The 26,692-nt window shown below is 54.9% G+C and carries 21 protein-coding genes; 6 read left to right on the top strand and 15 right to left on the bottom strand.

What is annotated here, in order from left to right; translation table 11 throughout:
• The first annotated feature begins 35 nt into the window (after window positions 1–35).
• Together AC5S27_RS07655 and AC5S27_RS07650 are read left to right on the top strand one after the other, a co-directional pair.
• Window positions 36–1,112 (top strand): calpain family cysteine peptidase, encoded by a 1,077-nt coding sequence (locus AC5S27_RS07655; protein WP_493933966.1) that lies wholly within the window; start codon window positions 36–38, stop codon window positions 1,110–1,112.
• 124 nt (window positions 1,113–1,236) lie between these two features.
• The gene (locus tag AC5S27_RS07650; protein WP_493933965.1) at window positions 1,237–3,396 is read left to right on the top strand and encodes an MGH1-like glycoside hydrolase domain-containing protein; all 2,160 of its coding nucleotides are present in this window, start codon (window positions 1,237–1,239) and stop codon (window positions 3,394–3,396) included.
• 295 nt (window positions 3,397–3,691) lie between these two features.
• On the opposite strand, the gene AC5S27_RS07645 is transcribed toward AC5S27_RS07650, so the two are convergent.
• The 3 genes from AC5S27_RS07645 to AC5S27_RS07635 are packed head-to-tail and all read right to left on the bottom strand — an operon-like array spanning window position 3,692 to window position 5,934.
• The gene (locus AC5S27_RS07645) at window positions 3,692–5,200 is read right to left on the bottom strand and encodes a sensor histidine kinase (RefSeq protein WP_493933964.1); all 1,509 of its coding nucleotides are present in this window, start codon (window positions 5,198–5,200) and stop codon (window positions 3,692–3,694) included.
• On the bottom strand, window positions 5,197–5,376 hold the full coding sequence (locus AC5S27_RS07640) for a helix-turn-helix domain-containing protein (protein ID WP_493937286.1): 180 nt from the start codon (window positions 5,374–5,376) through the stop codon (window positions 5,197–5,199). The genes AC5S27_RS07645 and AC5S27_RS07640 overlap by 4 nt, the downstream gene beginning before the upstream one ends.
• A 9-nt stretch (window positions 5,377–5,385) precedes the next feature.
• Window positions 5,386–5,934: a response regulator transcription factor gene (locus AC5S27_RS07635; protein ID WP_493933963.1), complete on the bottom strand. Its 549-nt coding sequence runs from the start codon at window positions 5,932–5,934 to the stop codon at window positions 5,386–5,388.
• Between the two features lie 317 nt (window positions 5,935–6,251).
• Between AC5S27_RS07635 and AC5S27_RS07630 the strand changes: the two genes are divergently transcribed.
• The 3 genes from AC5S27_RS07630 (at window position 6,252) to AC5S27_RS07620 (ending at window position 11,327) form a co-directional block, all read left to right on the top strand.
• A complete protein-coding gene (locus AC5S27_RS07630; RefSeq protein ID WP_493933962.1) occupies window positions 6,252–9,092 on the top strand; it encodes a TonB-dependent receptor in 2,841 nt (946 codons plus the stop codon).
• Window positions 9,093–9,282: 190 nt separating this feature from the next.
• On the top strand, window positions 9,283–10,002 hold the full coding sequence (locus tag AC5S27_RS07625; RefSeq protein ID WP_493933961.1) for a YncE family protein: 720 nt from the start codon (window positions 9,283–9,285) through the stop codon (window positions 10,000–10,002).
• Entirely contained in the window at window positions 9,999–11,327 is a 1,329-nt protein-coding gene (locus AC5S27_RS07620) for a histidine-type phosphatase (protein WP_493933960.1), read from the top strand. Before AC5S27_RS07625 ends, AC5S27_RS07620 begins: the two co-directional genes overlap by 4 nt.
• 422 nt (window positions 11,328–11,749) lie before the next feature.
• Here AC5S27_RS07620 and AC5S27_RS07615 read toward each other — a convergent pair whose 3' ends face one another.
• The 4 genes from AC5S27_RS07615 to AC5S27_RS07600 all read right to left on the bottom strand — a co-directional run bounded on the left by AC5S27_RS07615 (window position 11,750) and on the right by AC5S27_RS07600 (window position 16,876).
• Window positions 11,750–13,498, bottom strand: a complete 1,749-nt coding sequence (locus AC5S27_RS07615; protein ID WP_493933959.1) for a GMC oxidoreductase — start codon at window positions 13,496–13,498, stop codon at window positions 11,750–11,752.
• 83 nt (window positions 13,499–13,581) lie between these two features.
• Window positions 13,582–14,244 carry an MIP/aquaporin family protein gene (locus AC5S27_RS07610; protein ID WP_493937285.1) on the bottom strand — a complete coding sequence of 221 codons (663 nt, stop codon included), beginning with the start codon at window positions 14,242–14,244 and terminating at the stop codon, window positions 13,582–13,584.
• A 234-nt stretch (window positions 14,245–14,478) separates the two neighbouring features.
• The gene (locus AC5S27_RS07605) at window positions 14,479–16,164 is read right to left on the bottom strand and encodes a glycoside hydrolase family 15 protein (protein ID WP_493933958.1); all 1,686 of its coding nucleotides are present in this window, start codon (window positions 16,162–16,164) and stop codon (window positions 14,479–14,481) included.
• Window positions 16,154–16,876 carry a hypothetical protein gene (locus AC5S27_RS07600; protein WP_493933957.1) on the bottom strand — a complete coding sequence of 241 codons (723 nt, stop codon included), beginning with the start codon at window positions 16,874–16,876 and terminating at the stop codon, window positions 16,154–16,156. The genes AC5S27_RS07605 and AC5S27_RS07600 overlap by 11 nt, the downstream gene beginning before the upstream one ends.
• 145 nt (window positions 16,877–17,021) lie before the next feature.
• Here AC5S27_RS07600 and AC5S27_RS07595 point away from each other — a divergent pair, with 145 nt between their 5' ends.
• Window positions 17,022–17,789 (top strand): SDR family oxidoreductase, encoded by a 768-nt coding sequence (locus AC5S27_RS07595; protein ID WP_493933956.1) that lies wholly within the window; start codon window positions 17,022–17,024, stop codon window positions 17,787–17,789.
• Window positions 17,790–17,795: 6 nt separating this feature from the next.
• Here the strand turns inward: AC5S27_RS07595 and AC5S27_RS07590 are convergent, their stop codons facing one another.
• The 8 genes from AC5S27_RS07590 to coxB all read right to left on the bottom strand — a co-directional run bounded on the left by AC5S27_RS07590 (window position 17,796) and on the right by coxB (window position 25,842).
• Window positions 17,796–18,635: a cytochrome c oxidase assembly protein gene (locus AC5S27_RS07590; protein ID WP_493933955.1), complete on the bottom strand. Its 840-nt coding sequence runs from the start codon at window positions 18,633–18,635 to the stop codon at window positions 17,796–17,798.
• 2 nt (window positions 18,636–18,637) lie between these two features.
• On the bottom strand, window positions 18,638–20,155 hold the full coding sequence (locus AC5S27_RS07585) for a cytochrome b N-terminal domain-containing protein (RefSeq protein ID WP_493933954.1): 1,518 nt from the start codon (window positions 20,153–20,155) through the stop codon (window positions 18,638–18,640).
• Window positions 20,143–20,805: a QcrA and Rieske domain-containing protein gene (locus AC5S27_RS07580; RefSeq protein WP_493933953.1), complete on the bottom strand. Its 663-nt coding sequence runs from the start codon at window positions 20,803–20,805 to the stop codon at window positions 20,143–20,145. Before AC5S27_RS07580 ends, AC5S27_RS07585 begins: the two co-directional genes overlap by 13 nt.
• Before the next feature lie 19 nt (window positions 20,806–20,824).
• Window positions 20,825–21,544, bottom strand: coding sequence for a c-type cytochrome (locus AC5S27_RS07575; RefSeq protein ID WP_493933952.1), 720 nt, complete (start codon window positions 21,542–21,544; stop codon window positions 20,825–20,827).
• Window positions 21,545–21,552: 8 nt separating this feature from the next.
• Window positions 21,553–22,368, bottom strand: a complete 816-nt coding sequence (locus AC5S27_RS07570; protein WP_493933951.1) for a hypothetical protein — start codon at window positions 22,366–22,368, stop codon at window positions 21,553–21,555.
• A gap of 112 nt (window positions 22,369–22,480) precedes the next feature.
• Window positions 22,481–23,074 (bottom strand): cytochrome c oxidase subunit 3, encoded by a 594-nt coding sequence (locus tag AC5S27_RS07565; protein WP_493933950.1) that lies wholly within the window; start codon window positions 23,072–23,074, stop codon window positions 22,481–22,483.
• A gap of 10 nt (window positions 23,075–23,084) precedes the next feature.
• On the bottom strand, window positions 23,085–24,773 hold the full coding sequence (ctaD, locus tag AC5S27_RS07560) for a cytochrome c oxidase subunit I (protein WP_493933949.1): 1,689 nt from the start codon (window positions 24,771–24,773) through the stop codon (window positions 23,085–23,087).
• Between the two features lie 13 nt (window positions 24,774–24,786).
• On the bottom strand, window positions 24,787–25,842 hold the full coding sequence (gene coxB, locus AC5S27_RS07555; protein ID WP_493933948.1) for a cytochrome c oxidase subunit II: 1,056 nt from the start codon (window positions 25,840–25,842) through the stop codon (window positions 24,787–24,789).
• Window positions 25,843–26,692: the final 850 nt, after the last annotated feature.

Raw genomic sequence — 26,692 nt, 5'->3', positions numbered from 1 at the left:
TGCACAACACTCCGAAACCAGGAAGGGAAACTGCAATGATCGCCAAATTGATGACTCGTCTCCGCCTGCGGAGTGTTCTGATCGCAATGCTTTTTACGGGCGCGCTAACCGCGCTGGCCCTGTCAGCCGGAGCGCAAACCTTCGAGCATCTCTACGGGCCTAGCGGCGTCAAACCCGGCGCTGTGCGGCAGGGAGAACTCGGAAGCTGCTACTTTCACTCTTCCGTGGCAGCGCTGGCCAACGTTTACCCCGACGTGCTGACCAAGGCCATCACGCCCAGTCCGCAGGGTGGCTATCTGGTGCAATTTGCTACCGGGCCTGCGGAAATTGTCTATCCGGAAGATGTGGAGTTCGCCCGTGAGCGTAACTTCGACGTCTCGGAAGGGCCCTGGGTCGCCGTACTGCTGCGCGGTTATGCGCAGCGCGTCTTACGCCGGGCCATGGTGCAGGCGGTGGACAATGCGCCGGTGTTCCTGGCTCTGGCCAAGCCGGTTGCCCTGTCGGTTCTTGATCAGAGCGGCCCCCTTCTGCTGGCTTACGACCGGGCGATTCGCCTCGTGGTCAGCCAGAATGGCAGCTTTGATCGCGCAAGTCTGAAGACGCAACTGGCACACCAGTTCACGGCTCTCGGCGTGCCCGCAGCGCAGGCAGAGGCGGTAAGCGCAGTACTCGATCAGGTTGGATTGTTCGAGATTCTCGGCAAGGTCGTGCGCGAAAATGGCGAGGTCTTCGGAGCTTACCGCGCCATTGGCCAGGGAGGATTGCCTGCCCGCGTTCTGGCTGCTTTCCAGGGAACTGCCTACATCGGTGAAATGGGCAAGAGTGATCTGATGGAGCAGTTACAGAATCTACATGCCGGCAAAATCGCAATGGTTGCAGGAACTCCGAACAATGGAGGCGCTCCGCCTGCTTCCGTGTTGTCGATGGGCAGCCGTCCTGACTGGTTCCGGCCGGGGCACGCCTACACCGTGCTTGACTATGACGCTGGCGACAACACTGTGATTCTGCGCAACCCATGGGGCCACGCTCCGGATCCCGACGGCGTATTCAAGCTGCCAGTGCCGGTGTTCCAGAAAGTCTATGACGCATACTTCTTCAGTACTGCGAAATAAGACACATCACGATCAAGAGCCGTGGGCGAATGCAGTATGTGTTCGCCTGCGGCTTTTTGCGTTGGCTGTCAGGTACAGTGATGTCCGATGTTGAGTGGCGCTTGTGATGAGAGAAAATAGCCCCATGTCATCCAAGTTCGGTGCAGTCTCCGCTGGTATCCGTAACGTGCTGCTGCAGATCTCCTGTTCTGTCTTGCTGCTGTCGGCTCTCACTCCTTCGGCTACGGCGCAGGTGCCGGTCTTAAGCTCTGCGGAAATTGCAACCAAGTACTTTGGCGCGGATGCACCTTGGTTTGTTCGCAATATTCCATTTCTCGAAATCGATGATCCTGAGATTGAGCAGGTTTATTACTACCGCTGGAAGCTCTACCGCGCACACATACGCGAGATTGGGCGGCAGGGCACGACCGAGCTCGAGTTCCTGGAAGATGTGCCGTGGGCGAAGGAGCCTTACACCGATCTCAATGATTCATCCTCGTTTCATCTGATGGAGGGGCGATGGCTCCGCAACCCTGCGTATGTGAACAGCCTCATCGACCACATGTATGCAGGAGGAGGCAACACGCGCAATTTTTCCGAATGGATTGCCGCGGCGTCTGAAGCGGCAACGTCGGTCACCGGCGATCAGACTGTGCTGCTGCGAAATCTTGCGGCGATGGAGTACGTCTTCAACGCCTGGGACGACCATTTGGATAAGAAGAGGAATCTGTACTGGGTCGAGCCTTTAGCTGATGCGACTGAGTACACGATTTCTTCGATCGACGCCTCCGGAGCGGGATTTACCGATCATCCCGATCCCGATCAGGGCAGGAATGGATTTACGCAGGGATTTGCCTTCCGCCCATCGATCAACGCCTACCAGTACGCCAACGCTCTTGCGATCTCTCATATAGCCAAACGCGCCGGACGGCCGCTGACGGCAGCAGACTTTGCTGAGCGAGCCGGGCAGATCAAAGAAGCGACGCTCGCACAGCTTTGGAACCCTCAGTTCGAACACTTTACCGACCGTTATCAGCGCTCCACTGCAACGGTGAAAGCAGGCGAGTTTATTCGCGGACGCGAACTTGTCGGGTACGTGCCGTGGTTCTTCGAGCTTCCTCCGGAGACGGGCGACAACGCTCCGAAGTACAACGCCTCCTGGAGTTCCCTTCTCTCGCCACAGGAGTTTCTGGGAGCCGCCGGTCTTCGCACGGTCGGGCCTGGATACGCGCGCTACATGACGCAGTATCGCTATGAAGGTTCGCAGCCGGAGTGTCAGTGGAACGGGCCATCCTGGCCATTCCAGACATCGCAGGTGCTTACCGGGCTGGCCAACCTGCTCGACGACTACCCGCAGCAAGACATCATTACCCGCGCGGACTATCTTCGCCTGTTGCGCCAGTACACCCGACAGCACTTTCTTGCTCCGGATCATCTCGACCTACAGGAAGATTACAACCCTGACAAAGGTGGCCCGATTGTCGGCTTGAAGCGTTCCCATCATTACGCGCACTCGACGTATGTGGACCTGATCCTGAGCGGACTGATCGGAATCCGGCCGCGTTCGGACAATACGCTGGAAGTGGCTCCGTTGGTCTCCGCGAATACGATAGCTGGCGAGCATCCGATTCGTTTTTTCGCAGTGCAGGGACTTCTGTATCACGGCCATGAGATTGCGGTGATCTACGACGAATCAGGCGATCACTACCGGCGTGGCAAAGGATTGTCGATTTATGTGGATGGAAAGAAAGCGAGCGGCCCAGGTCCACTCACACGCACACTGGTCCCGCTCAAGGCCCTTGCGGCTTCCCGGCCGGGCTCGGGGATGGGCATGCCGGAAGATATTGCGGTCAACGTTGGATTTGCAGATGGACCGCAGACGACGGCATCCTCAAGCATCAGTCCTGAGGCTACGAAGCAGGCGATCGACGGGCGGCTTTGGTTCTTTCCGGAGAACGCAAATGGATGGAGCCCTGATCCAACGCAATCTGCAGGCGGAAGCTGGTGGGCTGTGCAGCTGCCGCGCCGTCGAAAGGTCCGCTCGGTCGAACTGTATTTCTTTGCGGACGGAGCGCGGTGGTTTGCTCCACAATCCTTCCGCCTGCAGTATCGAATGAACGATGCATGGGCGGACGTTCCCAGCCAGATCAGGTTTCCTATGACCACGATTGCGACCGGGAGGAACTCGATCACGTTTCCAGCCATTACAACGGATGCGTTTCGCCTGCTTCTGCCGGGCAATCCAGAAGGCACATCGATACGGCTAATCGAGTTTGAAGCCTTCGAGGAGGCACGTCTGAATTGAGGAACAGTCGAAGCCGGATGGATTGACTTGTTTGGTGAAATTGCGCGGGATCGAACCGCTGGCCCCCTTGCTACAAATTCAGAGTGCGGCGTCAGATAGAGAAACACTGAACGATACCAAATGACGTCAAGTCTACGTAGTTTCCATTCAATTCCCCTGCCGTTCGCAGCTTAAGCGTGATGGAAAGATATCGAAGGATACTGCCAGGGGCAGGAGGGTTGCGACACGATACCTTCGTCTACCATGCATCGCTGAAGCCAGGCCGCGACTCGCTCCGAGGTTCAAATCCCTAAAATCAGCGAGGACGACTTCTCACTCCAACGTCATCTTGGGGCGCTCGATGAGCCAGAATCGGCGAGGGTGTGGGGTATTGGGGATGGGGGGACGTCATGAGCGCACCCCACAGACTTGAGTGGGTCTTCGTCAGGGCAAACGAAAAGCAACTGCCCTTCCCTGGGGAACTTTGCACCAACAGTTGCGCGCCATGACGCTCCGCGATCCATTTGCCAAGGGCTAAACCAAGTCCTGAGCCGCGGGGACCGTGTAGATTGACCTGTCCTCCACGATACAAGCGGTCGAAAATTCTAGGCAAATCGTGGGATTCAATCCCTATCCCTGTGTCGCTTACAGACAGGATGACCGACTGCCCGGAACTGATGGCCCGCAGCGTTACAGAGCCGCCGGATGGCGTATATTTGAGCGCATTTTCGAGCAGGATAGACGTTAGCCGAAGGAGGCTCGTGAAGTCGCCGAGGCATACCAAGTGATCGCCTTCTGATTCGATGCGGAAGTCGATATGAGCCGCCTGCATCGAGGCTCTCCAGGTCTGGCGGATTCCTTCGAAGAAGGTCTCGAGCTGAATCGGCTCCAGAGTCAGCATCTCCGCTCCGCCCTCGGCGCGTGCCAATGAAAGGAGGTTTTCGACCAGGCTGGTCATGCGGATCGTTTCTTCATGCAGCCTCGCCAGGATGGCGCGATACTCCGCCCCGTCTCGCTGCCGGTAGAGTGCGACCTCAATCTCGGCGCGCAGCAGCGAAATCGGAGTTCGTAGTTCATGCGACGCATTTCCAGTGAACGCACGCACGCTGGCGAATGATCTATCGATTCTCTCCAGCATCTGGTTCAGCGTTCGCGAAAGATCGGCTATCTCATCTTCAGCCGCTGGCACCGGAAGACGCGTATCGAGATTCCGTTCGTTGATCCGGCGAGCTTCAGCAGCGAGTAGCGCGATCGGATCCAGCGCTTTCCTGCTCATCCAGTAACCGGCGAATGCGGCCAGGATCAGGACTACTGGGGTCAGCATGAGGAGATCTGTACCGAAGCCATTCAATACAGCCATAGACTTATTGACCGCCAACCCACTTTGCACCGAATAGGCTCTCCCTCCTGCTTTGATCGGGTAGTCCAATACCTGAACGTAGCGCGTGCCTTGAACAAACTCCGCGAGGGTACCTTGTTTGGGCAATTTATCAGGAAGAGGCAATTCCAGATGTTGTTGTTCCAGACGTTTGGAGCGGTAGATCCAGTTCCCATCCTGATCGAGGACTTGCAACCATTTGCCGTCGTCTTTGAGCGAATAGATGGATGTGAGTTCGCGCCTCAGGCTGTCGATGGTCAGCCCCGGCGATTCGTGGACGAGGAGCGACTGCACATCTTCCGCGCGTTCCTGGAGTTCGTGGTATTCCGCGACATGAAGACTTCGGCGCAACATCCACCAACTCGATAGACTCAACACGCATGCTGCAGTGGCAAACATGATGAAGTACCAGAGAGCGAGCCGCATGCGAATCGGAAGTGCTTTCATTTGCAGGCACTCCTCGGCTGCGAATGGAGGCTGGACGATTGATATTCGAGCAGATAGCCTGCTCCCCTGACAGTGCGGATCATCTTGTGAGGAAACGGCATATCGATCTTGCTGCGAAGCGCATTGACGAGCACATCCAATGTGCCGTGACCGACGTCTGATCCGATTCCCCAGATGCTTTCCGTTTAGTCCTGCCTGGAAACACATTGCCCGGCATGGCGTAGCAGGGAAAGCAGTAGCGTGAACTCGGATCGAGAAAGATCTATGCTCCTGCCTGTGCGCAGAATGGATCGCTTTGCCAGATCTACAATCAGATCACCGACTTCGATTCTGTGTTTTTCAGCCTTTCGCGGCGCCCGGCTCACAGCCTGCAGACGCGCCACGAGTTCAGAGAACGAGAAGGGTTTTGTCAGGTAATCATCCGCGCCCAGATTGAGTCCGCGGATAATGTCATCTTCAGAGTCGCGTGCAGTCAACATCAGGATTCGCGCTCGGTAGTTGCGCTGTTGCAGGGTGCGCAAGACGTGGTACCCGTCGAAATCAGGCAATCCAATGTCCAGCACGATCACATCAAATTCACATGCGGTTGCGATTTCCAGTCCAGTGGCACCATCGCCAGCGGTCATCACGGCACAACCGTTCTCCTGAAGTCCTTGTCTTAGCAACTCCGCCATTCGCCGCTCGTCTTCAATCACTAAAACGCGCATTGGCAAGCCGGCCACAGAGCGATCCATTGCAGACCGGGTTCAATTCCTTTCGAGCGAAGGCCTGTACTCATCTCAGCACAAGGCCACATGGATTGGAGCGACGAGCACGTAACCTTAGAAGAAATTTATTGAATTATTAACACGCTGTGAACGAGCTTGAACGAAGGCTCGAGGCGGTTGGCGGCTTTCGGTATCGGTCCCTGGCCTGTGCGGCCACCTTAGAAATTATTCACACGCGCGTAAACATCGCTTGAACAAATTGGCTCAGGCTAGCTGTATTCGACGCCCTCGATCTTGTGCTGAAGTGCAGCTATGCGCAGGGCGCTCACTCTTAGAGGAGACTCATGCTTAAGGTTCTGGCCCGCCTTTTCTTTTTATCTGCCTTCATCCTATGTCCTCTGGTGCTGAATGCATCCGTGGAAACCAGCACAGCGACCACGGCCGATAAGGGAGTCACCGCTACCAGCGGTTCCTTGGCTGGAAACATCAAGGACCCCGCCGGCGCGGTGCTCTCCGGGGCTCGAATCGAGCTGGAGCCGACGGCAAGAACCGTATCCTCAGACACACAGGGCAACTTCCTGATTCCCAATGTGGCGGCTGGAAGCTACACCATTCACATCTCTTACGTTGGCTTCACCACGTTGGTGAAGACGATCGTAGTGGTCGCCGGGCAGGCGACGAATCTGGAAGAAACACTCTCTCTCGGTTCCGCTGACCAGCAGGTGGTTGTCAGTGCGATCGAAACGGGGGACGCGGCATCCATCAATGAGCAACGCGTTTCAGAAAACATTCTGAACGTGCAAACGGAAGCGCAGATTGCCAGCCTCCCAAATGCAAATATCGCCGATGCTCTGGGGCGCATGCCGGGCGTAACGTTGCAGCGCAATGAGGGCGAGGGTCAATACGTTCAGATCCGCGGCACAGAACCAAGGCTTAGCAATACGACGATCGATGGAGTGATCGTTCCAGGGCCCGACCCGCAGGTCCGGCAAGTCGATCTGGATACCATCCCAGCAGATCTCGTAGGCTCCGTCGCGATCAACAAGACGTTATCCGCCAATCAGGATGGGGATGCGATCGGCGGTTCTGTTGATCTGCGTATCAAGCAAGCAACCTCCGACAGGCCCACATTGATGCTCGAAGGCATGGACGGTTATACGCCCATCGACAATGGACGCAAGGCCTTCCATATTAATTCTTCCGCCGGTTTTCGGTTTGGTCCAACTCTGGAAGGTAGCAAGCGCTTCGGACTTATGCTGGGCTACAGCTATGACTACAACGGCCGCGGCATCGATGACGTGGAACCTACGCCGAATCTTGATGGACCTAATGGCGCTTTGTCTTTCGACAGCATGAATGTTCAGCAATACCTGTACGACAGGACGCGCTACGGCACTGCCGGCGCAATCGACTACAAACTGAACGAGAACTCCGATCTGTATGTGCATGGGCCATTTTCCAACTTCCGCGACTTCGGCCAGAAGTATGCATATCAACTAGCTGTTGAAGATCATCCCAAGTACAAAACAAGCGTTCGCCGACCAGATCTTCAGGTTGCCGACCTGGCGATTGGCGGCAATCAGGTATTCAGCAGGTCCTTCTTGCGATATCAGGTCGCTGTTGCTCACTCGCGTTTCGGAGGTGCGGCAGGAAATCCGGGAGCTGAGTTCAAAGTTTCAAAACACGGCACCGTTGGCAATGATTGCGAGTACACGCCGGGCCCGAGCCAATATCGCCCTCAATACACATGCGATGTGGCCGGAAATCCGATCTTCGATCCAACACAATACAAACTGGATACCGTAGATCTGACATTCGGCCAAGCAACGCAACTCAATCTTCAGGCCAGTGCGGCGATGGGCATCAACTACCACCTTGGATCCCATTTCTCAACGATCGAGTTTGGCGGACAATTTCGCAATGAGCACAAGGGACAGGATGCATATTCTCCGGAATATGACTCCAACGCAGGAACATTGATGTCCAACTACCTTGGCTCTTTTACCAACAATCATTTCTACGGTGGCAGCTACCGGTTGGGTCCGATCACGAGCTTTGAGGCCATCACCAGTGACCTGGCGAATACTCCAGGCAACTTCACTCTGGATGAAGGCACCACCCATCTACAGTCAGACGCAGCCAATTACAACCTGCAGGAGAGAGTGTCTGCGGGATACATCATGAACACGATTCAGTTCGGTCGCTTCCACTTGCAGACTGGCCTTCGCATCGAGGCAACTAACACATCGAATACCGGATACCTTGTGGTGAACGATGCCGATGGCAACTACGTTTCGACCACGCCTCAGAAAGGCAGCGGATCCTATATCAACCCTTTGCCGAGCGTTCAGCTTCGCTACAAGGTAGACAATAACTCGGATATCCGAGCAGTATATGGCCGTGGCATCTCGCGCCCGGATCCATATCAACTCGTGCCGTACATTACTGAAGACCAGTCGACCAATCCATACACAATCAATATTGGCAATCCAGCCCTGGTCGCGGAACATGCGAATGATTACGACGTTCTTTATGAACGGTATTTACCCTCCATCGGCATGATTGAGGCCGGCTACTTCTTCAAGCAGATAACCCGACCCATCTATGGGCAACAATCCATTATCCCTGCTACTGGATCGACACTCTCACAGGCCTATGCTGGCGACCTTGTATTCCAGCAGGTCAATGGCGATCATGCCTGGGTACAGGGCTTAGAGTTCGCCTATCAGCAGCATCTGAATTTTCTGCCTGGCATATTGAGCGGAGCACGCATCAACGCCAACTTAACCTACACAGGGTCACGCAACTACCACCTGGCGGGCCGCTCCGATAATCCCGCCCTCGTTGGTCAGGCTCCAATCAGTTGGAACATAGGACCTGCCTTTGCCACGAAGCGGGCTCTCGTGACCTTTGGCATATCGAATAACGGAGCCAATATCTACGCTTACCAATACCAGGACTCCGGTCCCGGAGCAGTCGACTTTGGAGTCAAAGGGCCGTTCGGTGACAACTACTTCTACGCGCACACACAGGTCGATGCAAAGGCCAGCTACTATCTCGGAAAAGGTGTTCATGAAAATTTACGGGACTATCGCTTCCTTTCTCTTATGCGCAAATCTGCTCAGCGCAGCTCAGCCCGCTCCCCTGCCTGCGAAGACATCCACCATTTCTCTTCCTGGTGTTGAAGGAAAGTTTGATCACTTTGCAATCGACCTAGAGAGCAACCGCCTTTTCGCGGCCGCAACGGGCAATCACTCTGTTGAGGTCATTAACGTATCGACTGGCAAAGTAGAACAAAGTATTTCAGGCCTGGGGAAGCCGCATGGGCTGGTCTGGATCAGCAAGACTCACAGCCTGTATGTCGCGGATGGAGCGATGGCCGAATTGCATTGGTATCAGGGAGCGCCGCTCAAGCTTGCTGGTACGTTGAAGCTGTCAGACGATGTGGATGACATGGTTTACAGCGAAGCATCAGGTCTGCTCTATGTTGGCCACGGTGGCAGTAATGCAGCCAACCCAGCGCGCATCGCTGTCGTCGATACAGCCGCATTCAAGCTCAAGACAAATCTCACTGTCGCAAGCCATCCAGAAGCACTCGACATCGATGTGGCTGGAAATCGAGTCTTCGCAAATATTGCGGAGGCGAGCGAGGTTGCAGTCATAAACGGATCGACCGAAGCTATGACCGCTCATTGGAAGTTGACCAACGCATCCGACAACGTTCCAATGGCGTATGACGGAGAAAAAAAGGTTCTCTACATAGCATCTCGCAAGCCGGCAAGCGTAATTGCATTAGACGGCAGCACGGGTGCGGAATTGTCGCGACAGCCTACTGGAGCCGGGGCAGACGATCTCTTTTACGACGCGGCACAGCAGCGCGTGTATGTGATCTGCGGAGCGGGCGAGGTTGATATCTATCGCGTTGACGCGAAAAAGACACTGCAAGCAGACGGCGTGATCCATACCGAGCCGGGCGCAAAGACGGCGTTGTTTGTGCCTTCACAGTCTGCACTCTATGTCGGAATCCCCGGAGGAAACGGCCATCCAGCTGAGATTCGCGTTTACTCGACTGCTATCGCGAAGGGTGCTAATTGAAGCCGTCAGTCTGGAAAACCTTATCCGTTGCGGTACTGTTTACGATCTCAACATCATATGCTTTTGCTCAAGCTTTGCCCGCTGGCGCGCCCGCTTCAAGTCTCGCTTCAAGTCAGGCACAAGATCTGCGATTCGTAGTAGTGGTGGCCCGTCATGGCGTCCGCTCACCCACTGGAAAGATCGACCAGTTGAATCAGTATTCTGCCCAACCCTGGCCAGCCTGGTCTGTTGCCCCAGGCTACCTGACCGAGCACGGCGCAAAACTGATGACCTTGTTCGGAGCCTATGACCGGCAGCGATGGTCATCGCAAGGTTTGATCTCAGCGCACGGCTGTGACGATGCGAGCCACATTGCTATCTTTGCTGATTCTGACCAGAGAACGCGCGAAACCGGCAAGGCTCTCGGAGCAGGCCTCACGCCGGGATGTTCGATGGAGGTTCATGCGCTTGCGGAAGGAACATCCGATCCACTCTTCCATCCGCTTGCAGCGGGTACTGTCCACGGGGACAAAGATGTAGCTACCGCCGCAATTGCCGGTCGCATCGGCAACAATCCTGCCGGTCTCGTCGAGGCGTACAAGCCACAATTGCGAGAGCTGGAAGATGTGCTCGCAACCGCAGCGCCGGGGAGTGCGGCCAACTCGCAACGACAATCTTTGTTCGATATTCCTTCGTCGCTCGCTCCCGGCAAGGGAGATCATCTGGTCGATCTGCGGAGCCCTCTGGGGACCGCTGCAACAATCTCTGAGAACCTGCTTTTGGAATACACCGAAGGCATGCCTGTCGTGGGATGGGGCAAGGTCGATCTACAGAAATTACGCGACCTGCTCCAACTTCATACGGCAAGTTCTGACCTGGAACGGCGGACCTCCTACCTGGCCCGTCTTCAGTCTTCGACGTTGCTGTCTCGTGTCCTCGAATCTCTGCAACAGGCTGTCACGCAAAACGCAATCTCCGGTGCTTTAAGCAAGCCGACCGATCGTGTACTCATTCTGGTGGGACACGATACAAACCTAACAAATATCAGTGGGGCTCTCGATTTGTCCTGGCTTATCGACGGACGTCGCGATGATACTCCACCCGGTGGAGCGATCATATTCGAACTGTGGCAGCGTCGTGGCACAGGCGACTATTCCGTTCGCACATCGTACGAAGCACAGACGCTCGATGAGATGCGCAACTTGAGTCCTCTAACATTGGCAAATCCTCCAGAGAGGGTAGCTGTCTTCGTCCCCGGCTGCAGCGGAGCAAACTACTCTTGTACGTGGTCCGGCTTCCAATCGACCATTCGTTCAGCGATCGGTTCAAATGAAACCCGCAGGTGAACGAACGGTTTGCATGAAGTGCACGGCAGATGAAAAGCTGGCATAGCGTGTGTTCGAAAAAAGTGGTTATAGAACTAACCTTCGTCACTTAAGCGCGAAACTCCCCCTCCTTAAGCCCGCTTCCGCCAACGCCGTCCGTGAGCCAATGAGTTACCTTCGTGTACGTGAATGACACAACGGCAACGGTTAGGATCACCAGCCACACGCCTGAACCGAAGGTCATCTGCGCAACGCGGCGACGACGACGAAACGAAGGAACGGTCCGAAAACGTAAAGCAGCGGATTGGCGGGGTCACCCCCTCAGCAACAGCATTTTCAAAAGAGTTCCTGAGACGGTATGAACCAGAATGCATAGACAACTCAATTTGTGCTGCTGTTTGAGTCCTTATGCCTTCAAGTGGCGGAGCATACATGATGGATTATCAGTTGAGGCGTTCAGCAAGCAGGTGATCCGCAATTCTTATTGCGTTTGCGATGATCGTAAGCGACGGATTAACTGCGCTGGCAGATACAAAGCAGGAAGCATCTACGACGTATACATTGTCGAGGTCATGTGCTTTGCAATAGACGTCGAGCACACTCGTCATCGGATCTGTGCCCATGCGACAGGTACCGTTCTGGTGACCCACTCCCTCAAGTGGGATGCGTTTCTTGAAGTACGCGTGAAAGGGGATCGAAGTGCTGGCCCGTCCCGCCCGTTTCAATACATCTACCCAGCGATCTTTGAGCCTGTTGAATGACTCCACATTGTTTGGCGTGTACGAAAGCTGAATACGCCCAGGAGCCGCATCGGTTACGAAAGAGGTTTCGTTCGTGTGGCCAGTGTCACCGGCGGGGTGCGCTCCAGCTTGCCCAGGTTGCCGGTTGTTCGAGGAAAGCGGTGTAGTGTTGTGCAAGGTCACGCGATTCTCAGGATCTGGGAGGTCTTCAGTCGTAAGCCACCACGGAACCGCGTGATGCTTCATCCCTTCGAGAGCAAAGCCCGGCGTAAGAGGGGGCGCATCGCCCTTCATCATCTCAAAGTGGAAGCTACCCACGGGCTGTACCTGCCCTAGCGGAAACGGATAATCCGGGTCGGTGTCTTTGAGATAGAAATCATTGGTGCCCCATGTTTTGGTGTAGCTGTCTTCATTGCGCTCCGTGCTCAGCGCAAGCAGCGCATCAGCCTGGTGATACATGAAGTTGCGACCGACTTGATCGGAGCGGTTGGCAAGGCCGTTCGGATGCCTATCGTTTGCGGAAGCGAGAAGGATCACTGCAGAGTTGATGGCACCGGCACACACCGCAAAAAATCCAGCGGTATAAGTTGCGGCGTACCCATGCTTGGATGCATCTTGCGCCGTATCGTCGTTCTGATGCGCTCTACCCGCGTGCACGACCTCGACGGCCTCGACAGCAGTCCCGCTGCTATTCGTGATGAGGCGTGTTACTCGTGAATTGGTCATCAAGGTGACGTTCGGCAAGTGCATGATCTGGCGAATGCAATTGATGTCCGCGTCGGACTTGGCATGAATCAGGCATGGATAACCGTCGCAGGTATCGCACCGAACGCATTTGGACGCGAACGGATCGGTTTCGTTCAGCTTGAGACCCAATGGGATGGGAAAGGTATTGACGCCCAGCTTGCGCACATCGTCTTCGATCGACTGCATGTGCGGCTCATTGGAAAAAGCAGGATAAGGATATCGCTTGGAATGGAATGGCTCAGTGGGATCAAAAGAGGAGCCATAGCCTCCGGAGCGCAAGGGCGCCGTACCGAGGTCTCCGTGGACGTGGAAGAGTTCTTCAGCGCGGGTATAGTACGGTTCCATATCGGCGTAGCTGATAGGCCATGCCGGCGAGATGCCACCCTTATGGTGGATAACGCCAAAGTCCTCAGCCCGCATGCGGAACATCGCTGCTCCATAGACCTTCGTCTGTCCGCCGACGAAATAAGCCTGCTGAGGATGTAAGTCTTTGCCGTCTTTATCGATCCAGGTTTCCTTGGTGTGATACCGATTGTCGAGGAAGACCGCGGAAGTATCCCAGTTCAACTTTTCCTGTGGCATGAAGGGACCGCGTTCGAGAATAAGAATCTTCTTGCCGGCTTGGGCTAAGTGCAGTGCAAGCGTACCGCCACCAGCGCCAGTGCCGATGATGATTGCGTCGTAGGGATTCGTTTGATCGGACATATGTGGGATGTGCATTGCAGGTGGAGCTGGCTCGTTTCAAAATCGATCGCCCTTCCTGCACGCAACTCCTTTCTGAAGATCGGTTAGCTTGCGATGGATGGTTTGTGCGAATTCAAGTGACGGTGATCAGGAAATTGGCAGTAGAAGGGGCATGGATAATCAGGGTCAGGGTGCAACTTGGCGCAAAGAATCCTATTGCTGCCATACACGCGAAGATGGACCTCGGCAGCAAGCATCATGCCCGCGATTGGAGCTACAAAATAAAGCCAGATGGCGGTCCAGACATGCGCAAAGACGGCCGACCCGGTAGTTCGCGCAGGGTTGATACTGAAGCCGGATACAGGAGCAAAGAGCAGAATGTAGCACATAATCAGGAAGCCGACCATATAACTGGTGTAGGAGGCATTCTGCGGACGATTCGACGCCCAAAGCACCACACCCATCAGCAGCGCAGCCATAAAGAACTCAGCTCCAAATGCACCCGCGGTTCCATATCCTCCAGGAACGGTCACAGCGTAATCCACAGTCGGATCGGCGAGTGTGTTCCCAAGACACAAGGCCGAGACGCCCACGCCAAAGACACCGCCTATGAACTGAAACAAAATATAGAAGAGAGTATCCCATCGGCCTATTTTGCCGAGACGAAAGTATGTGAATGTAATCGATGGATTGAAGTGCGCACCTGACCGTTTACCCATAGGTGAGTGAATGATCAACACTGCAGTTATACCCATGGCAATTCCCATTAGCATTCTGCGTAGAGCGCTGCTCGGAATTATATGGGGTACCGGGTAAGCAGGATCGAAAAGCCATACCGTGAAGAAACATGCCGAGATCATAAAGATCGCTAGTTCCGCGGCCTCATAGAAGTAGAGCGGCCAATGGCTTCTAAGCATAAAGACTGGACCCGCCATTCCTGCTTCGGCTCTGGAGTGGTTGTGCATAGACCGTAATCGGCATCGCCTTAGATCCTCGAGATACTACTGCACTTGAATCTGGTAATCGCGCCCTTCCCAATCATTGACTGTTGTCCAGTAGAAGGTAAATTCAATCGTTGTTCCCGTATTGGAAGCCGCTTGCTTGAGATCGACGTAATCGATCTCAAGTGAATTTCTGGTGGATTTGGTATCGTTCCAAGTTTTCCAGTTATCCGTCGACCAATGAAGAGTGAATTCAGCGCCTGCCTGCACACGGAGCACTTCACCGGTCCGCATGAAACGAGCCTGCCGGTGAAACTTCCAGACCGAAATCTGAGTTCGCTCTTTACGTTTGCCAAGATATCGTTTTGCGACCTCGGGGATGGTGTCGTAAACCTTGCCGTCCGCGGTAGACCTTAGCAGCTTGATGTACTCGGCGTGAGCCCACATAAGCGGCATTGCAGAACCCGTAGGTCTGCCGAGCCACTGAAAGATCTCCGGTCGATCAGCTTCGTCCCATGACTGTTCTGGCAAAAGGCCTGTCTTGCTCGCGAGACCTTCCATCGTGCGGATATGCTCCTTGGTGCTATTGCCCGCGGCCAACTCGTAGTGGCCTCGCTCCCCTGTCAGCAGGGGCCAAATGCGCCCGACTCCAAACTGCGTAAACGGCGCTCCGTCACGACCCTGCCCATATCCATCGTGGTTATAACGGTGCCATGCTGGACCATACGGCGTATCGGTCTTGAGAATGGCGTCTATGACCTTGATGGTCGAGAGAATGTTCGGGTCGTCAGGGCTGCGGATGCCGTAGCGAACCAATTCGAGAAAGCCGCCGTCGACAACGTTGCGCGCCGGAAAGTCGCTCTCTTCTCCAGGAGCGTGATTCGCGATATGCAGGATCCGGCTTTCCTTATCTTCCGCAGGATTTTGCTGGCCGACTTGTTCTGGTAATATGCGCATGTAATACGTACTGATGCCGTCGACCAAAGAACCGGTAGTGGTGAGCGTCCAGTCTTCGATATTTCGTTCAAGATAGTCGGCGTACTCTTCAACGAAGGTAGCTCCTTCCTCGTCGCCGTTTTTTCGCAAAAGGACAGCCGCACAAATGAGGGCCGCGATGTTTGAGGCGAGCGTAGACGGTGAGTAGCCGGATGCTTCCTCCCATCGCTCCTGCTGCGTCACCGGACCGTTGCGAATGAGAAAAGCGGCGCCGTTGCGAACAAGGTTAATCGGATTGAATGCAGCAAGTCCCTTGTCACAGTGAATACGCCACGCGAGCATGATGGGAAAAGCAGTCTCGTCAAGCTGAATGCCGCTCCAATAAGCATCGCCGTTCACCCAGAAATTCTGTGCAAATCCTCCGTCGGGATGCTGCGCGACGGCTAGATAGATCAGCGCGCGTAACGGCGTCGCCATGTCTCCAGCCGCGAGCAATGCGGTCGCGCTGTTGACCATGTCGCGCGTCCAGACCAGATGGTAGCCACCCTGATCGTTATCGCCCTTGGCCTCGCCCCACGGGATGGCTAAAGAAGCGATCAGAGCACCTCCGAACGACTTGTCTTCGTGCGCTAGCAAAAGACTGTAGCTGCTGTTATACAGATTGCCCTTGTCACAAGAGGCGCTGGCGAGAGGTCTGAGATGTGCAGACGTCGTGTCCCACTGATTCTGATAGCGTGCCAGGTGCTCGTCAAACGGCGTGCCGAGTGACTGCAATAAATTCGATACTGCCCGATGTTCACTATTGCCCAAAAGCGACGCCGAGAGTGAACTCCTTTGACCTGCTCCAATCAAGTTCACCAGTCAGCGCAACGTTGCCGTCAGTTGCCTTATCGAATTGCCAATCCATCGTGAAATCCTGCAGATCAGTCCAGCCGTCGCTGGCGCCGACATATCCGCAGGAGAGACGCAGAAAAGGAACGTTCGCGCCCATCGCCATCCAGCGGCTGCCTTTCTGCGTCATGAGAATACGCTGTCCATTGGCAACCGCAATGTAAGCGTTATTGCCGGCTCCGCCTATTTCGAGATGCGGAGCGCACAGCGCAAAGAGTTTGAGACTCTGAAGGAAAGCCTTATTCTTGCCAGTCAGTCGCGTTCGCTGCAAAAGGCAGGGAAGATGAGGGTCGCCGATCACATCCTTGGTGATGGTGTAGCGACCGCCGGGATCTTTGTTGGTGCAGCGATAACCGAGAGCGTGGTCGGAGATTCGCTCAACGGCAAGAGTGAGGTCGCGCTTTTCTTCATGAAAAAAAGTGCTGCCATCGCTCACCAAATACTGTAGGTCTCGCAACTGCGGTCGATCCACCGTTGGAGAGTAGACCTCAGTAACGATACCGTTCCAGATGGTGAACCAGAGATGACTTGAGGCCGAGTAGGCCGTGCCGACACCATCTTTGTTGCTGTGAGTCCAACGTGGTTCAATTCCCGGCTTGCCAAACGCTTCTGAGCCCGCAATACCCTGCATTCCGCCCCCTGTCACGGCAGTGTACTGCTTGCAAAAGTATCTGACTGACTGATATCGCTCTACATTCCGGTGCAAATCAGCAATTTTGCTCAGTTTGGTGCTAAAGGCAGGTGCTCCATCGGGTAGCATTTCTGCGAGGTGCAACATGCGTTTGCAGGGGAAGGTAGCGGTGGTGACGGGAGCGGGAACGGGTATTGGACAGGCGATTGCGATCGCCTTTGCGAACGAAGGCGCGTCCGTGGTCGTCGACTACGTCGGCCTACCGTCAGTAGCTCAGGATACTCTCGACAAGATCAGCGCGCTCAACGGCAAATGCCTGGGAGTTGAGGCGGATGTATCCGACCCTGATCAAGTGAACAACCTGATAGAGCAGACGATTGCTGCGTTTGGCCGGATCGATATCTTCGTCAACAACGCCGGCATTGAAAAGAAGTTCGCCTTTGTTGACTACCCTTTTGAGGAGTGGCAAAAGATTATTGCAGTCAATCTGACTGGTACATTCTTATGCTCTCAGGCGGCTGCCCGCCAGATGATTGCCCAGGGCGGCGGCGGACGCATCATCAACATCTCATCGATTCATGAAGACCTGCCTTTGCTGACCAATGCTCCCTACTGTGCAACCAAAGGCGGTATCCGCATGCTCATGCGGACGATCGCCGTCGAGTTGGCTCCGCATCAAATCACCGTCAACAATATCGGTCCCGGCGCGATTTACACCCCTATCGACAAAGATGTCGAGGACGATCCAAAGCTAAACGATCAGATCCTCGCGGGAATTCCGTTAAAGCGATGGGGCAAGCCCGAAGAAGTCGCGGAACTTGCCGTCTACCTCGCTTCAGACGTTGCCTCGTACATTACAGGCAGTACACACTTCATCGATGGTGGCATGTTACAGAATGCCGGGAGTCTCTAAGAACAACTAGCGCATTGATCTTTGTCTGCCGGTCTGCATCCCTGCCAATTGGAGGGTGATAAGCATGGCCGGCACCAGAAAGATGATCGATCCAAAGACCCACATGATGGCCGCGCCGAGCACCTGATCATCGACCGGCGACACGTGGAATGGATTGGGATTGGTGACGTAGAAGGTATAGACAGGGCGGCCACAGAAGGCGAGGAATGCCGAGAGCAAGGTGTTCACAATATCCGCGGCTACCAGATACAGCAGGATTCCCCAGTTTCTATGCTGCGTCCGAGCCGGCCACGGGCGCATAATGCACCACCAGAACAAGAGCGACGAAACCAGAAAGCAGAGATGCTCTACCGCATGCCAGCCCTCATGCTCCAAAGCAAAGTCGTAAGCACTCGGCACATGCCATGCGAGGAACGTCGCATTCATGGCAATCCATGCAACGACAGGCTTTGCCAGCCAGTGAGCAAATGTTCTCAGTGCTGGATTTCGGATAAGCGGGCCTAGCACGATTGCGGTCACGATCCTAGGTAAACCGCGCAGGAGTGGTACGACCGGCAATCCATAGAGCAGCAAGGGCGGCACGACAGACATAAGCAGCAAATGCTCGACCATGTGCGCGCTGAGCAGTGCATCGGCAAAACCGTCCATCGGAGAGCCGATGGCGATCCACAAAACCGCCAGTCCCGTAAGAAAAGATGCGAGGCGGACATCGTTAAACTGTTCTCGGCGCGTCTTACGAATCGCCAGCCAGCCGCGCAGATAAACGGCTGCCGTCAGCAGGATAGAACCGGTAAACCAGACCGGGAGAGACCAGTCCGTGAAGACATCTTGCACCGCATCATGCATGGCTATGGCTTCGATTTGCTTAGATACGGCTGAGCAGGCGCCTTCGATTCGCTGAGGGAGCGCGAGGCATCTACCGCCGGAGCAAGACTATGGCCTCGGAGAGTAGTCAAAAATGCCACGAGAGCCTTGGTTTCGGAAGGGTTGAGCGCATTACCGTAGGCCGGCATATTCCCTCCGCCTTGCAGCACCTGGCGAATAATCTGATCCTCTGTCATGCGAGTGGCGATCGAGTCGAGTGCGGGCCCGCGTTGCCCTCCAACTCCAGCCAGCGAATGGCAGTTACGGCATTGCTTGCCTTGCAGCACCATGGCACCTTGTCGTTCCAGAGGAGATCGATCGTGCAGGTATTCAACTGGCACCGAGTCCTGTGACCAGGCCTGCATGACCGGACTCCAGGGTGTATAGGTGCCAAGATGCGTAAAGATGCCAAGGGATACCGCGATCACCGAAACCATGAGAACCGCCACCGGACGACGCGCCCAATGACGCTCACCCTCGGCTGCAAAGAGCGGTAGCAGGAGTAAGAACGCAATGCCAAGTACGGGCACCACCAGCATTACCGGCGTCTCGATCGATGGCGGCAGGAACGCGAGCACCGCATAGATCCATAGGAACGGAAAATCCGGCTTCGGTGCCGTCTGGATGATTGTGGGATCTGGCTGGCCTCCAGGCCCGAACGGTCCAAAGAAAAAGGCGACCGCCATTACCGAAAAGAGAATAGCCGCGGCAAAGACAGCGTCTTTCCAGGCCGCGTCCGGAACAAATGGAATTCCAGTCTTCTCCGTCAACTCATGATATTCGCGCTCGTACGTTGCTTTGCTCACGATGCGCCCGGGCATCGGCCAGTCGCTTACCCCATGCTTGAGCACCATAAAGACATGCACGCCTACGCTGGCCAGCAGAATGCCCGGGATGACAAAGACATGCAACGTGAAAAAGCGAGAGAGCGTGGGAGCCCCGATGATCGGCCCACCGAGAATCAGGTGCACCAGTAGACCTCCGATGACAGGCACGCGGCTCGCAATCGAAGCGCCGATGCCAAGACCCCAATAAGCATCCTGGTCAAAGCGCATGACCTGACCGGTAAAGGCCATGCCCAAAGTCAGCAGCAGCAGGATGACGCCGACCATCCACGTCAGTTCTCGAGGGAATTTGTAGGCTCCGAAAAGGAAGACCTGCACCATGTGAATGAGCACGATCGCGATCATGAAGTCAGAACCCCATCCATGCATCGCCCGCAGATACCAGCCCAAAGGGATGTTGTGGTTGAGCAAGTTGAGACTGGCCCACGCTTCGTTCGTGGAAGGGCTGTATACAAGTGCCAGCAGAATTCCCGTTACGACCTGCAGGATGAGCAGCACGGTCGCCGCGCTGCCGAAGACATACATCCAGCTTGCGTTGTTGGCCGGTGTTGGATGCGATGCCGCATCGATGGCAGGCTTGATCAGCCCAAGGCGATGTTCGAGCCAGCGAAATACCTTCAAGCCTTCCTGCGTGGCGCGCTCCTTCATCCCTGCCATGGATCGGACCTCGTCTCTGAGAGCGCGGCATCTGTGCCGTTTACCATTGGCTCGATGTTGATCAAGCGTTTGGATTTATCGGAGCATGAGGCCTGTGTGGCCAACGTCGGCATATCGCCGGCGTGGATCGAGAGTGTGTTGCCGCTGAATTTGTACTTGTATTCGAAAAGTCCCCGCTCCGGTGGACCAGACGCTCTGGAGCCGTCTTCGTAGTAGGCGCCGCCGTGACAAGGGCACATGAAAAGCTTCGATTGTGCGAACCAGCGCACCGGGCAGCCGAGATGCGCGCAATTGACGGCGAAAACCTGAAATTGCTGCTTCGAAATTCGACGTACCCAGCACGCTACTTTCGCTGTCTCTCCGTCACCAAGGCTTGCCACCGGGCTCTTGAAATCAACGAGCCTGGTTTCACCTACGGGGAACTCATCCGCTAACCCAAGAGAGATCCAGGAACCGGTATCTGAATCTTTTTTCATAGCGGGCCCTAGGAGATAGCCGGCGATTGGCACCGCGAGCACAGCTCCAACTGCAGCGTTCAACAGGACTGCGATCTTGAACAGAAATGTTCGCCGTGAATGCGCTGCTGCCTTTTCTGTAGGCGTCTGCCCGATGTCGCCTGATTCTCCAGGATGCTTCAAAAGCTCAGTCATGCGTGTCCTCTACTAGCGGCTAAGGGTGTTGCTGATAGATCTGACCTGGGGTCGCGGCTCTATGGCTGGCTAGCCACGCAACGATGTCGGTGATCTCCTGGTCAGTCAAAGCGTGTCCAGAATGGGAGCGATAATCCGGCATCCCCTGCTCCGGCTTGCCGGCGACGATGAACGTTCGCAGTCCCTGATCGCTGATCAATGACAGATAAGCGGGGTCGACAAGCGAGCCCAGCTTTTCTTTACTCGCAGAGCCCGTGGCATCTGCGCCGTGGCAGCTTGCACAGGAAGCACCGAACACCGCTTGTCCTCGCACCGGATTGGCGGTCAGGCTGCTTAGGTATTTTGGAAGCTCTTGCCCATTGAATGAAGACGGCTTCCCCCATGTCTGGATCATGCCCTGCGTGAGAATTGAGATCTGCTGGTCGGTCAGCATGCCACCAGCCGATTTTGCAAAGCCCGGCATCATCGTACCCGGCACTCCATTCGAAATGATGCGCTGCAGATTGTCCGCTCTGGCAAAGGCGAGATAGACCGGGTTGGCGAGCGAAATCGCTGCGCCATTGGTGCCATGTTCTCCATGACAAGCCGCACAGTTCTGGCTATAAAGCGTGTTGAGGTCCGCCACTTGATCGGGACGGATCGACTCCTCCGCAAGGCCCGGCTTTGGCTTGCCGGGCGCACTGTCGCATCCCACGCTCACGATCGCAAGCACAGACGCCAGGAGTACCGTTGGAAGCACGCATAGATTCATAGGTCGCTGTCTTTCTCTTCTGCGGCACTCAACGGATCTCGTTCCGTGGTTTCCATTGGAGCAATGTCACCATGCAGTCCAGCGCGCACAGCAAAGGGCAACGCCTGGAATTGGGGCGTCCTGACTTTGTCCTGCAGATTCACCACAAAACCGCAGACGAGACCAAACACGACCTGGGAAGGTATGAACCAGAACCAATCTATGCGTTGATTAAGGATCGGGCTGATGACGCCAATCGCCGAATAGAGTATCCCTGTAAACAGCATCGGAGCCATGAACCCAGCCGTGAGAATCGGGTACTTGGGAAACATATGCAGCATCGCGCCGTAAAGCAGGCCGACGAGCAGAGACGTCACTCCATGAATGGCAAGCGCCGCGAGCAAACCTCGCAAGTGAAATTCGCTGAGAAACGCATTGCTGGCCCCCGCCCAGCTCACAAACCCGCCAGCTGCCAGCAGGTTCATCGCATACCAGAGGCTGTGATAACGCAACAGGCTGAATAGAGCCGCAGGGATCGTCATTGCAGCTCCGCCAGCGATTCCTCCCTTGATCCCGGTAGAGATACGAAAGGTCTCGACCGGCAGAATCTTCCGACGGGCATTACTAATCCCAGCTTGTCGCAATAAGGTTCGACCGCTGGATATAAGGATCGTCTCCGTGCGGACCGCAACGGGTTCGTGCGCTTCATGCGGCAACACCTGGAGAAACCAGCCGACCGATGCGAGCAGTACCAGCAAAAGTCCGAGAGCACCAACCGCGATGCTGGTAACCATGCCAGCAAGAATGAGTGAAATGCCAAGCGCCAGCACCATGGGCCACGCCGTTGGACGGGGCAGATCGACAAAGCGTACATCTACTTTGCTACCATCGTGCGTACCTTCGTTCGGCATCTTCATTCCCTCCTGTCATTGAATGTCGAACTTTCTAGCGGCCAAACACATACACAACAGAAAACACCACGACCCAGACAGCATCGACAAAATGCCAGTAGATCGACAGCACCTCCAGCCGCTCCGTGTGCTTCCGCTCCAACTGACCTCGCAGAGAAAAGATCAGCGCAATCGTCAACATCAAGAGACCCACAATCACGTGAGAAGCATGCAATCCAACCAGGGAATAGAACGTAGTGCCAAAGAGGTTAGTCTGCAAAGTCAGGCCGTCGTGATAGATGAGGTCATACCATTCATATGCCGTGCTGCCGAGAAAGATGCTTCCGAGCAACACCGTAATCGCAAGCCATAAAGAACACATACTGCGCCTGGCATGGTGCAGCGTCGACACCGCAAAATGAACAGTGATGCTGCTAGAAAGCAGACAGATCGTGGATACGATCGGCAGCTTCAACACCTCGTGCGGCGTCGGCCCGGTCAGGCTCTTACCAAGATAGAAAACATAGGCGACCACAAAAATAATGAAGATCGCAGACTCTGCCAGAATCAAGCAAACCATCCCGACGATGCCGCGAGAGGGCAGCTTCCATTCTTCAACCGGCACTTGAGGAATTACGGATGTACTCATTGCTCCACTCTCACATTTCGTAATTACTGTCGGGATCTTCCGGATGCTTCAGATCCCACAGCGGCCTGCGGCTTTCAACGCTTGGAATCACGGCAAAGTTATATGAGGGCGGTGGCGAACTGGTCGACCACTCGAGTGTCCATGCGTCCCACGGATCCGGACCCGCGATCGCTCCCTTGAAGTAGGAAGCCACCAGGTTGTAGACGAACAGCAAACTGGCTACGGCCTGAAAAATTGCACCACTCGAAACGATCATGTTTAACAGAGCCCAGCCACGATCTGCCTCGTAGGTGTAGATCCGCCGCGGCATGCCGAGAATCCCTGGAATGTGCATGAAGTCGAATGTCAGATGAAAGCCAATGAGAAATATCCAGAAGTGCCATTTGCCGATCTTTTCACTCAGCATCCGACCGGTCATCTTCGGATACCAGTAGTAAAAAGCGGAGAAAAGCATAAAAAGGATGGCTCCCACCAACACATAGTGGAAGTGCGCGACCACAAAGTAAGAGTTGCCAAGCTGCCAGTCAAACGGGGATGCCGAGAGCATAATCCCGGTCAATCCAGCGATCAGGAACTGAAAGAGAAAGCCAACAGCAAACATCATTGCTACGGTGAAATGAATCTTGCCGCCCCAGAGGGTAGCCAGCCAATTGAATATCTTGATCCCGGTCGGCACGGCGATGATCATCGTGGCAAAGGTAAAGAATGTATTGGCCCATGCGCCCAGTCCTACGGTAAACATGTGATGAGCCCAGACGCTGAGGCTGATGAAGCCGATCCCGACAGTAGCCGCGACCATGGCCGGGTAACCAAAAATCGCCTTCCGCGAAAATACTGGAATGATCTCGTTCGCAAAGGCAAACGCTGGCAGCACTAGGATGTATACCTCCGGATGGCCAAATATCCAGAAGAAGTGCATCCACAACACGGCCGAGCCGCCGGCCTGAGTATCGAAAAAGTGTGATCCCAGATAGCGATCGAGCATCAGCATGACCTGGGCTGCGGTCAATGGGCTAACCGCAACGAAGACCATCAGCGACGTGACCAGATAGAGCCATACCAACAGCGGCATGCGATTGAGCTTCATACCCGGACAGCGCATGCAGATCGTGGTCGCCACAATGTTCAGCGCTGTACCGATCGTGCCAATGCCGGTGAGCAGCAGCGACAGCGTCCAGTAATCCGTGCTGTGGCCGGGCGAGAAGACGCGGGCAGTAAGAGGAGCGTAGGCAAACCATCCAACATCCGGCGCATTGCCAGCCCCATACAGCCCGTCGCCACCGATGTAGCTGTAGTACAGCAGAATGCCGCCAAAGGCCGATATCCAGAAGCTGAAAGCATTCAGTCTCGGAAACGCCATATCGCGCGCTCCGATCATAAGTGGGATAAGGTAATTGCCAAAACCGAAAAGAATAGGCATGCCGACGAAAAAGACCATCGTAGTGCCATGCATGGTAAACAGCCTGTTAAAGACCTGCGGCGAAACGAAGTGATTGTTGGGGACAGCCAGCTGAATGCGCATCAGCAACGCTTCAAATCCGGCTACGAGCAGAAACAACAAAGCGTAGCCGATATACATTAGCCCGATTTTTTTATGATCCGCAGTAGTGATCCAGTCGTGCACCACCTCAAACATAAGCCGCCGCGGAGGCTTATTTGAGGTCTGGTCGAGCACTGCCGTGGGCGTCTGGGTTGCCATGCTTTCCCTTTCTCTACTTCAGTGAAGTAAGGTACGCCGTGACTAGATCGAGATCGTGATCGTTCAGGTGCATGGGCGGCATCAGAGCGCCTGGCTTGAAATTCGCAGGATTATCGACAAATGCGCGGACGTTCGCCACGTTGAATGGAACAGCTCCCGAAGCGATTGTGTCACGGCTAGCTACATGTGTCAGGTCAGGGCCAAACCGTCCTGTCGCCACCGTTCCTGCCACCGTGTGGCAACTGATGCAGGCATTGCGCTGGAAAACAGCTTCGCCTGTCTGGACGGCCGAGTCTTGAATTGCTTTCTTTTGCTGTGCGGCCACCCAGGCTGCAAATTGCGCCGGACTGTCAGCGTAAACACGAATCAGCATTTTGGCGTGTTGAGTACCGCAATATTGGGCACACTGGCCAAGGTAGAGGCCTGCTGCTTGTGGATCGATCCACATGGTATTTACTTTGTTCGGAATCAAATCGGTTTTACCCGCCAGCCTTGGAACCCAGAAGCTGTGATCCGTATCTGCAGAGGACATCGTCAGGTAGGTCGGCGTCGGATGCTCAGGGTTACTCACCGGAATGTGCAATTCATTGGCCGTAACAATGCCCAACTTCGGATATCGATACTCCCACCAGAATTGATGGCCGATCACAGTAACGTCCAGAGATTGAGCGGGCTTGCGAGCATGTTCTGTGCTGAAAATGACCCGGGCCGTAGCCAGGAAAAGAATCACTACGAGTAGAACAGGAATCACTGTCCATGAAAGCTCGATCTGGTTGCTGCCATAAATTTGTGCAGGCTCATTCTTAGCGTCCGAACTTGAGGCCCGGTGCCGAAACCGCAGGAGCACAAAGAGCAACAACCCTGATACAACCACAAAAATGGCGGCCACGATGCACATGACAAGTATCGAAAGGCCGAAAATTGCATGTGCCGGCGTTCCTGCCGGAGCAAATATGCTGGTAGGAATATCGCTCGAGGACTGCGTTCCCATCGGAATTGTGAGCGAAGCGTAAATGATTGACATTGAACTCGGACAAATCCTTCCGTATGGAAATAGATTGAACCGCACTCAGTCCCTACCGCAAATAAAAACAGCTATCGACCCAAGACTCAGGGACACACCATGGGAATTTGCTGATCCTGGGTCGTAGTATTTCGCTCTCCAGTAAAGCATCGCATGATTCCACCGTTTCCATCCCAATATGCTTCGGTCCGTCGAAGATCGATCCACATCTCGGGCCACGCAACGACGGGCTTGGCTGAAAGGAAGCTCGCAGTTTCTCCTGGCGACACGAGAGTTACGATGCTGTTCACGATGAAACTGCCTACCTTCTCTTTCTTTACTGCCACCATCTTCCTCGGAGTGTTAACGAGAGTAGTCGTTACTGGATCGTGCTCGTTGTCTCTGCCTTGAGAGCTTGCAGGGGCTCCGGACTCAACGCTGACCCAGCTTCCGCCTCTAGATCGGGTTGGTCTCCACTCGGAACGCTGAGATGATCCATTCGTTTCAAGCGCAGGGTGAAACCACTTAGCTCATCGTCTGCCGTCTTGTCTAGCCAGAGAGTACACACCCTCCCTCTGTCTGTTGTCCGTTTTCGTAGTTCCCACGAATTGGCTGGCTGATTCTTCGAGGAATCTGTACGAATCGAGTGGACAAGCAGGCGCCAGCACATAAGAAACTACGCGACTGCCATCATGACCGTGGATTGATCGAGAATGCGTTCGAACGTTGCCAAGCGTACTTTGGTCATCTCCCCCCACCGTTCCTGTGCGGCTCGTGTTCTTGCTCCTGCCGCTCCCGCACGGATCTCGTGACCAAATGATTAGAAGTATTCCAAATGGCGATTTCAACTACCAAGTATACGATTGGATGCGAAAGCTGAGGATAAGCTGCTTCTGTCTGGCGTGATTCCGCATTG

This window comes from Acidicapsa borealis (assembly GCF_059115245.1).
Note: the sequence above shows the minus strand (reverse complement) of the source record. Positions and strands in the feature narration are given on the sequence as shown.

Coding starts and splice junctions, on each gene's coding strand:
- AC5S27_RS07655 (WP_493933966.1), top strand. CDS start 36: ATGATCGCCAAATTGATGACTCGTCTCCGCCTGCGGAGTGTTCTGATC.
- AC5S27_RS07650 (WP_493933965.1), top strand. CDS start 1,237: ATGTCATCCAAGTTCGGTGCAGTCTCCGCTGGTATCCGTAACGTGCTG.
- AC5S27_RS07645 (WP_493933964.1), bottom strand. CDS start 5,200: ATGAAAGCACTTCCGATTCGCATGCGGCTCGCTCTCTGGTACTTCATC.
- AC5S27_RS07635 (WP_493933963.1), bottom strand. CDS start 5,934: ATGGATCGCTCTGTGGCCGGCTTGCCAATGCGCGTTTTAGTGATTGAA.
- AC5S27_RS07630 (WP_493933962.1), top strand. CDS start 6,252: ATGCTTAAGGTTCTGGCCCGCCTTTTCTTTTTATCTGCCTTCATCCTA.
- AC5S27_RS07625 (WP_493933961.1), top strand. CDS start 9,283: ATGGCCGAATTGCATTGGTATCAGGGAGCGCCGCTCAAGCTTGCTGGT.
- AC5S27_RS07615 (WP_493933959.1), bottom strand. CDS start 13,498: ATGTCCGATCAAACGAATCCCTACGACGCAATCATCATCGGCACTGGC.
- AC5S27_RS07610 (WP_493937285.1), bottom strand. CDS start 14,244: ATGGGAATTGCCATGGGTATAACTGCAGTGTTGATCATTCACTCACCT.
- AC5S27_RS07600 (WP_493933957.1), bottom strand. CDS start 16,876: ATGCAGGGTATTGCGGGCTCAGAAGCGTTTGGCAAGCCGGGAATTGAA.
- AC5S27_RS07595 (WP_493933956.1), top strand. CDS start 17,022: ATGCGTTTGCAGGGGAAGGTAGCGGTGGTGACGGGAGCGGGAACGGGT.
- AC5S27_RS07590 (WP_493933955.1), bottom strand. CDS start 18,635: ATGCATGATGCGGTGCAAGATGTCTTCACGGACTGGTCTCTCCCGGTC.
- AC5S27_RS07585 (WP_493933954.1), bottom strand. CDS start 20,155: ATGGCAGGGATGAAGGAGCGCGCCACGCAGGAAGGCTTGAAGGTATTT.
- AC5S27_RS07580 (WP_493933953.1), bottom strand. CDS start 20,805: ATGACTGAGCTTTTGAAGCATCCTGGAGAATCAGGCGACATCGGGCAG.
- AC5S27_RS07570 (WP_493933951.1), bottom strand. CDS start 22,368: ATGGTGCTGGCGCTTGGCATTTCACTCATTCTTGCTGGCATGGTTACC.
- AC5S27_RS07565 (WP_493933950.1), bottom strand. CDS start 23,074: ATGAGTACATCCGTAATTCCTCAAGTGCCGGTTGAAGAATGGAAGCTG.
- ctaD (WP_493933949.1), bottom strand. CDS start 24,773: ATGGCAACCCAGACGCCCACGGCAGTGCTCGACCAGACCTCAAATAAG.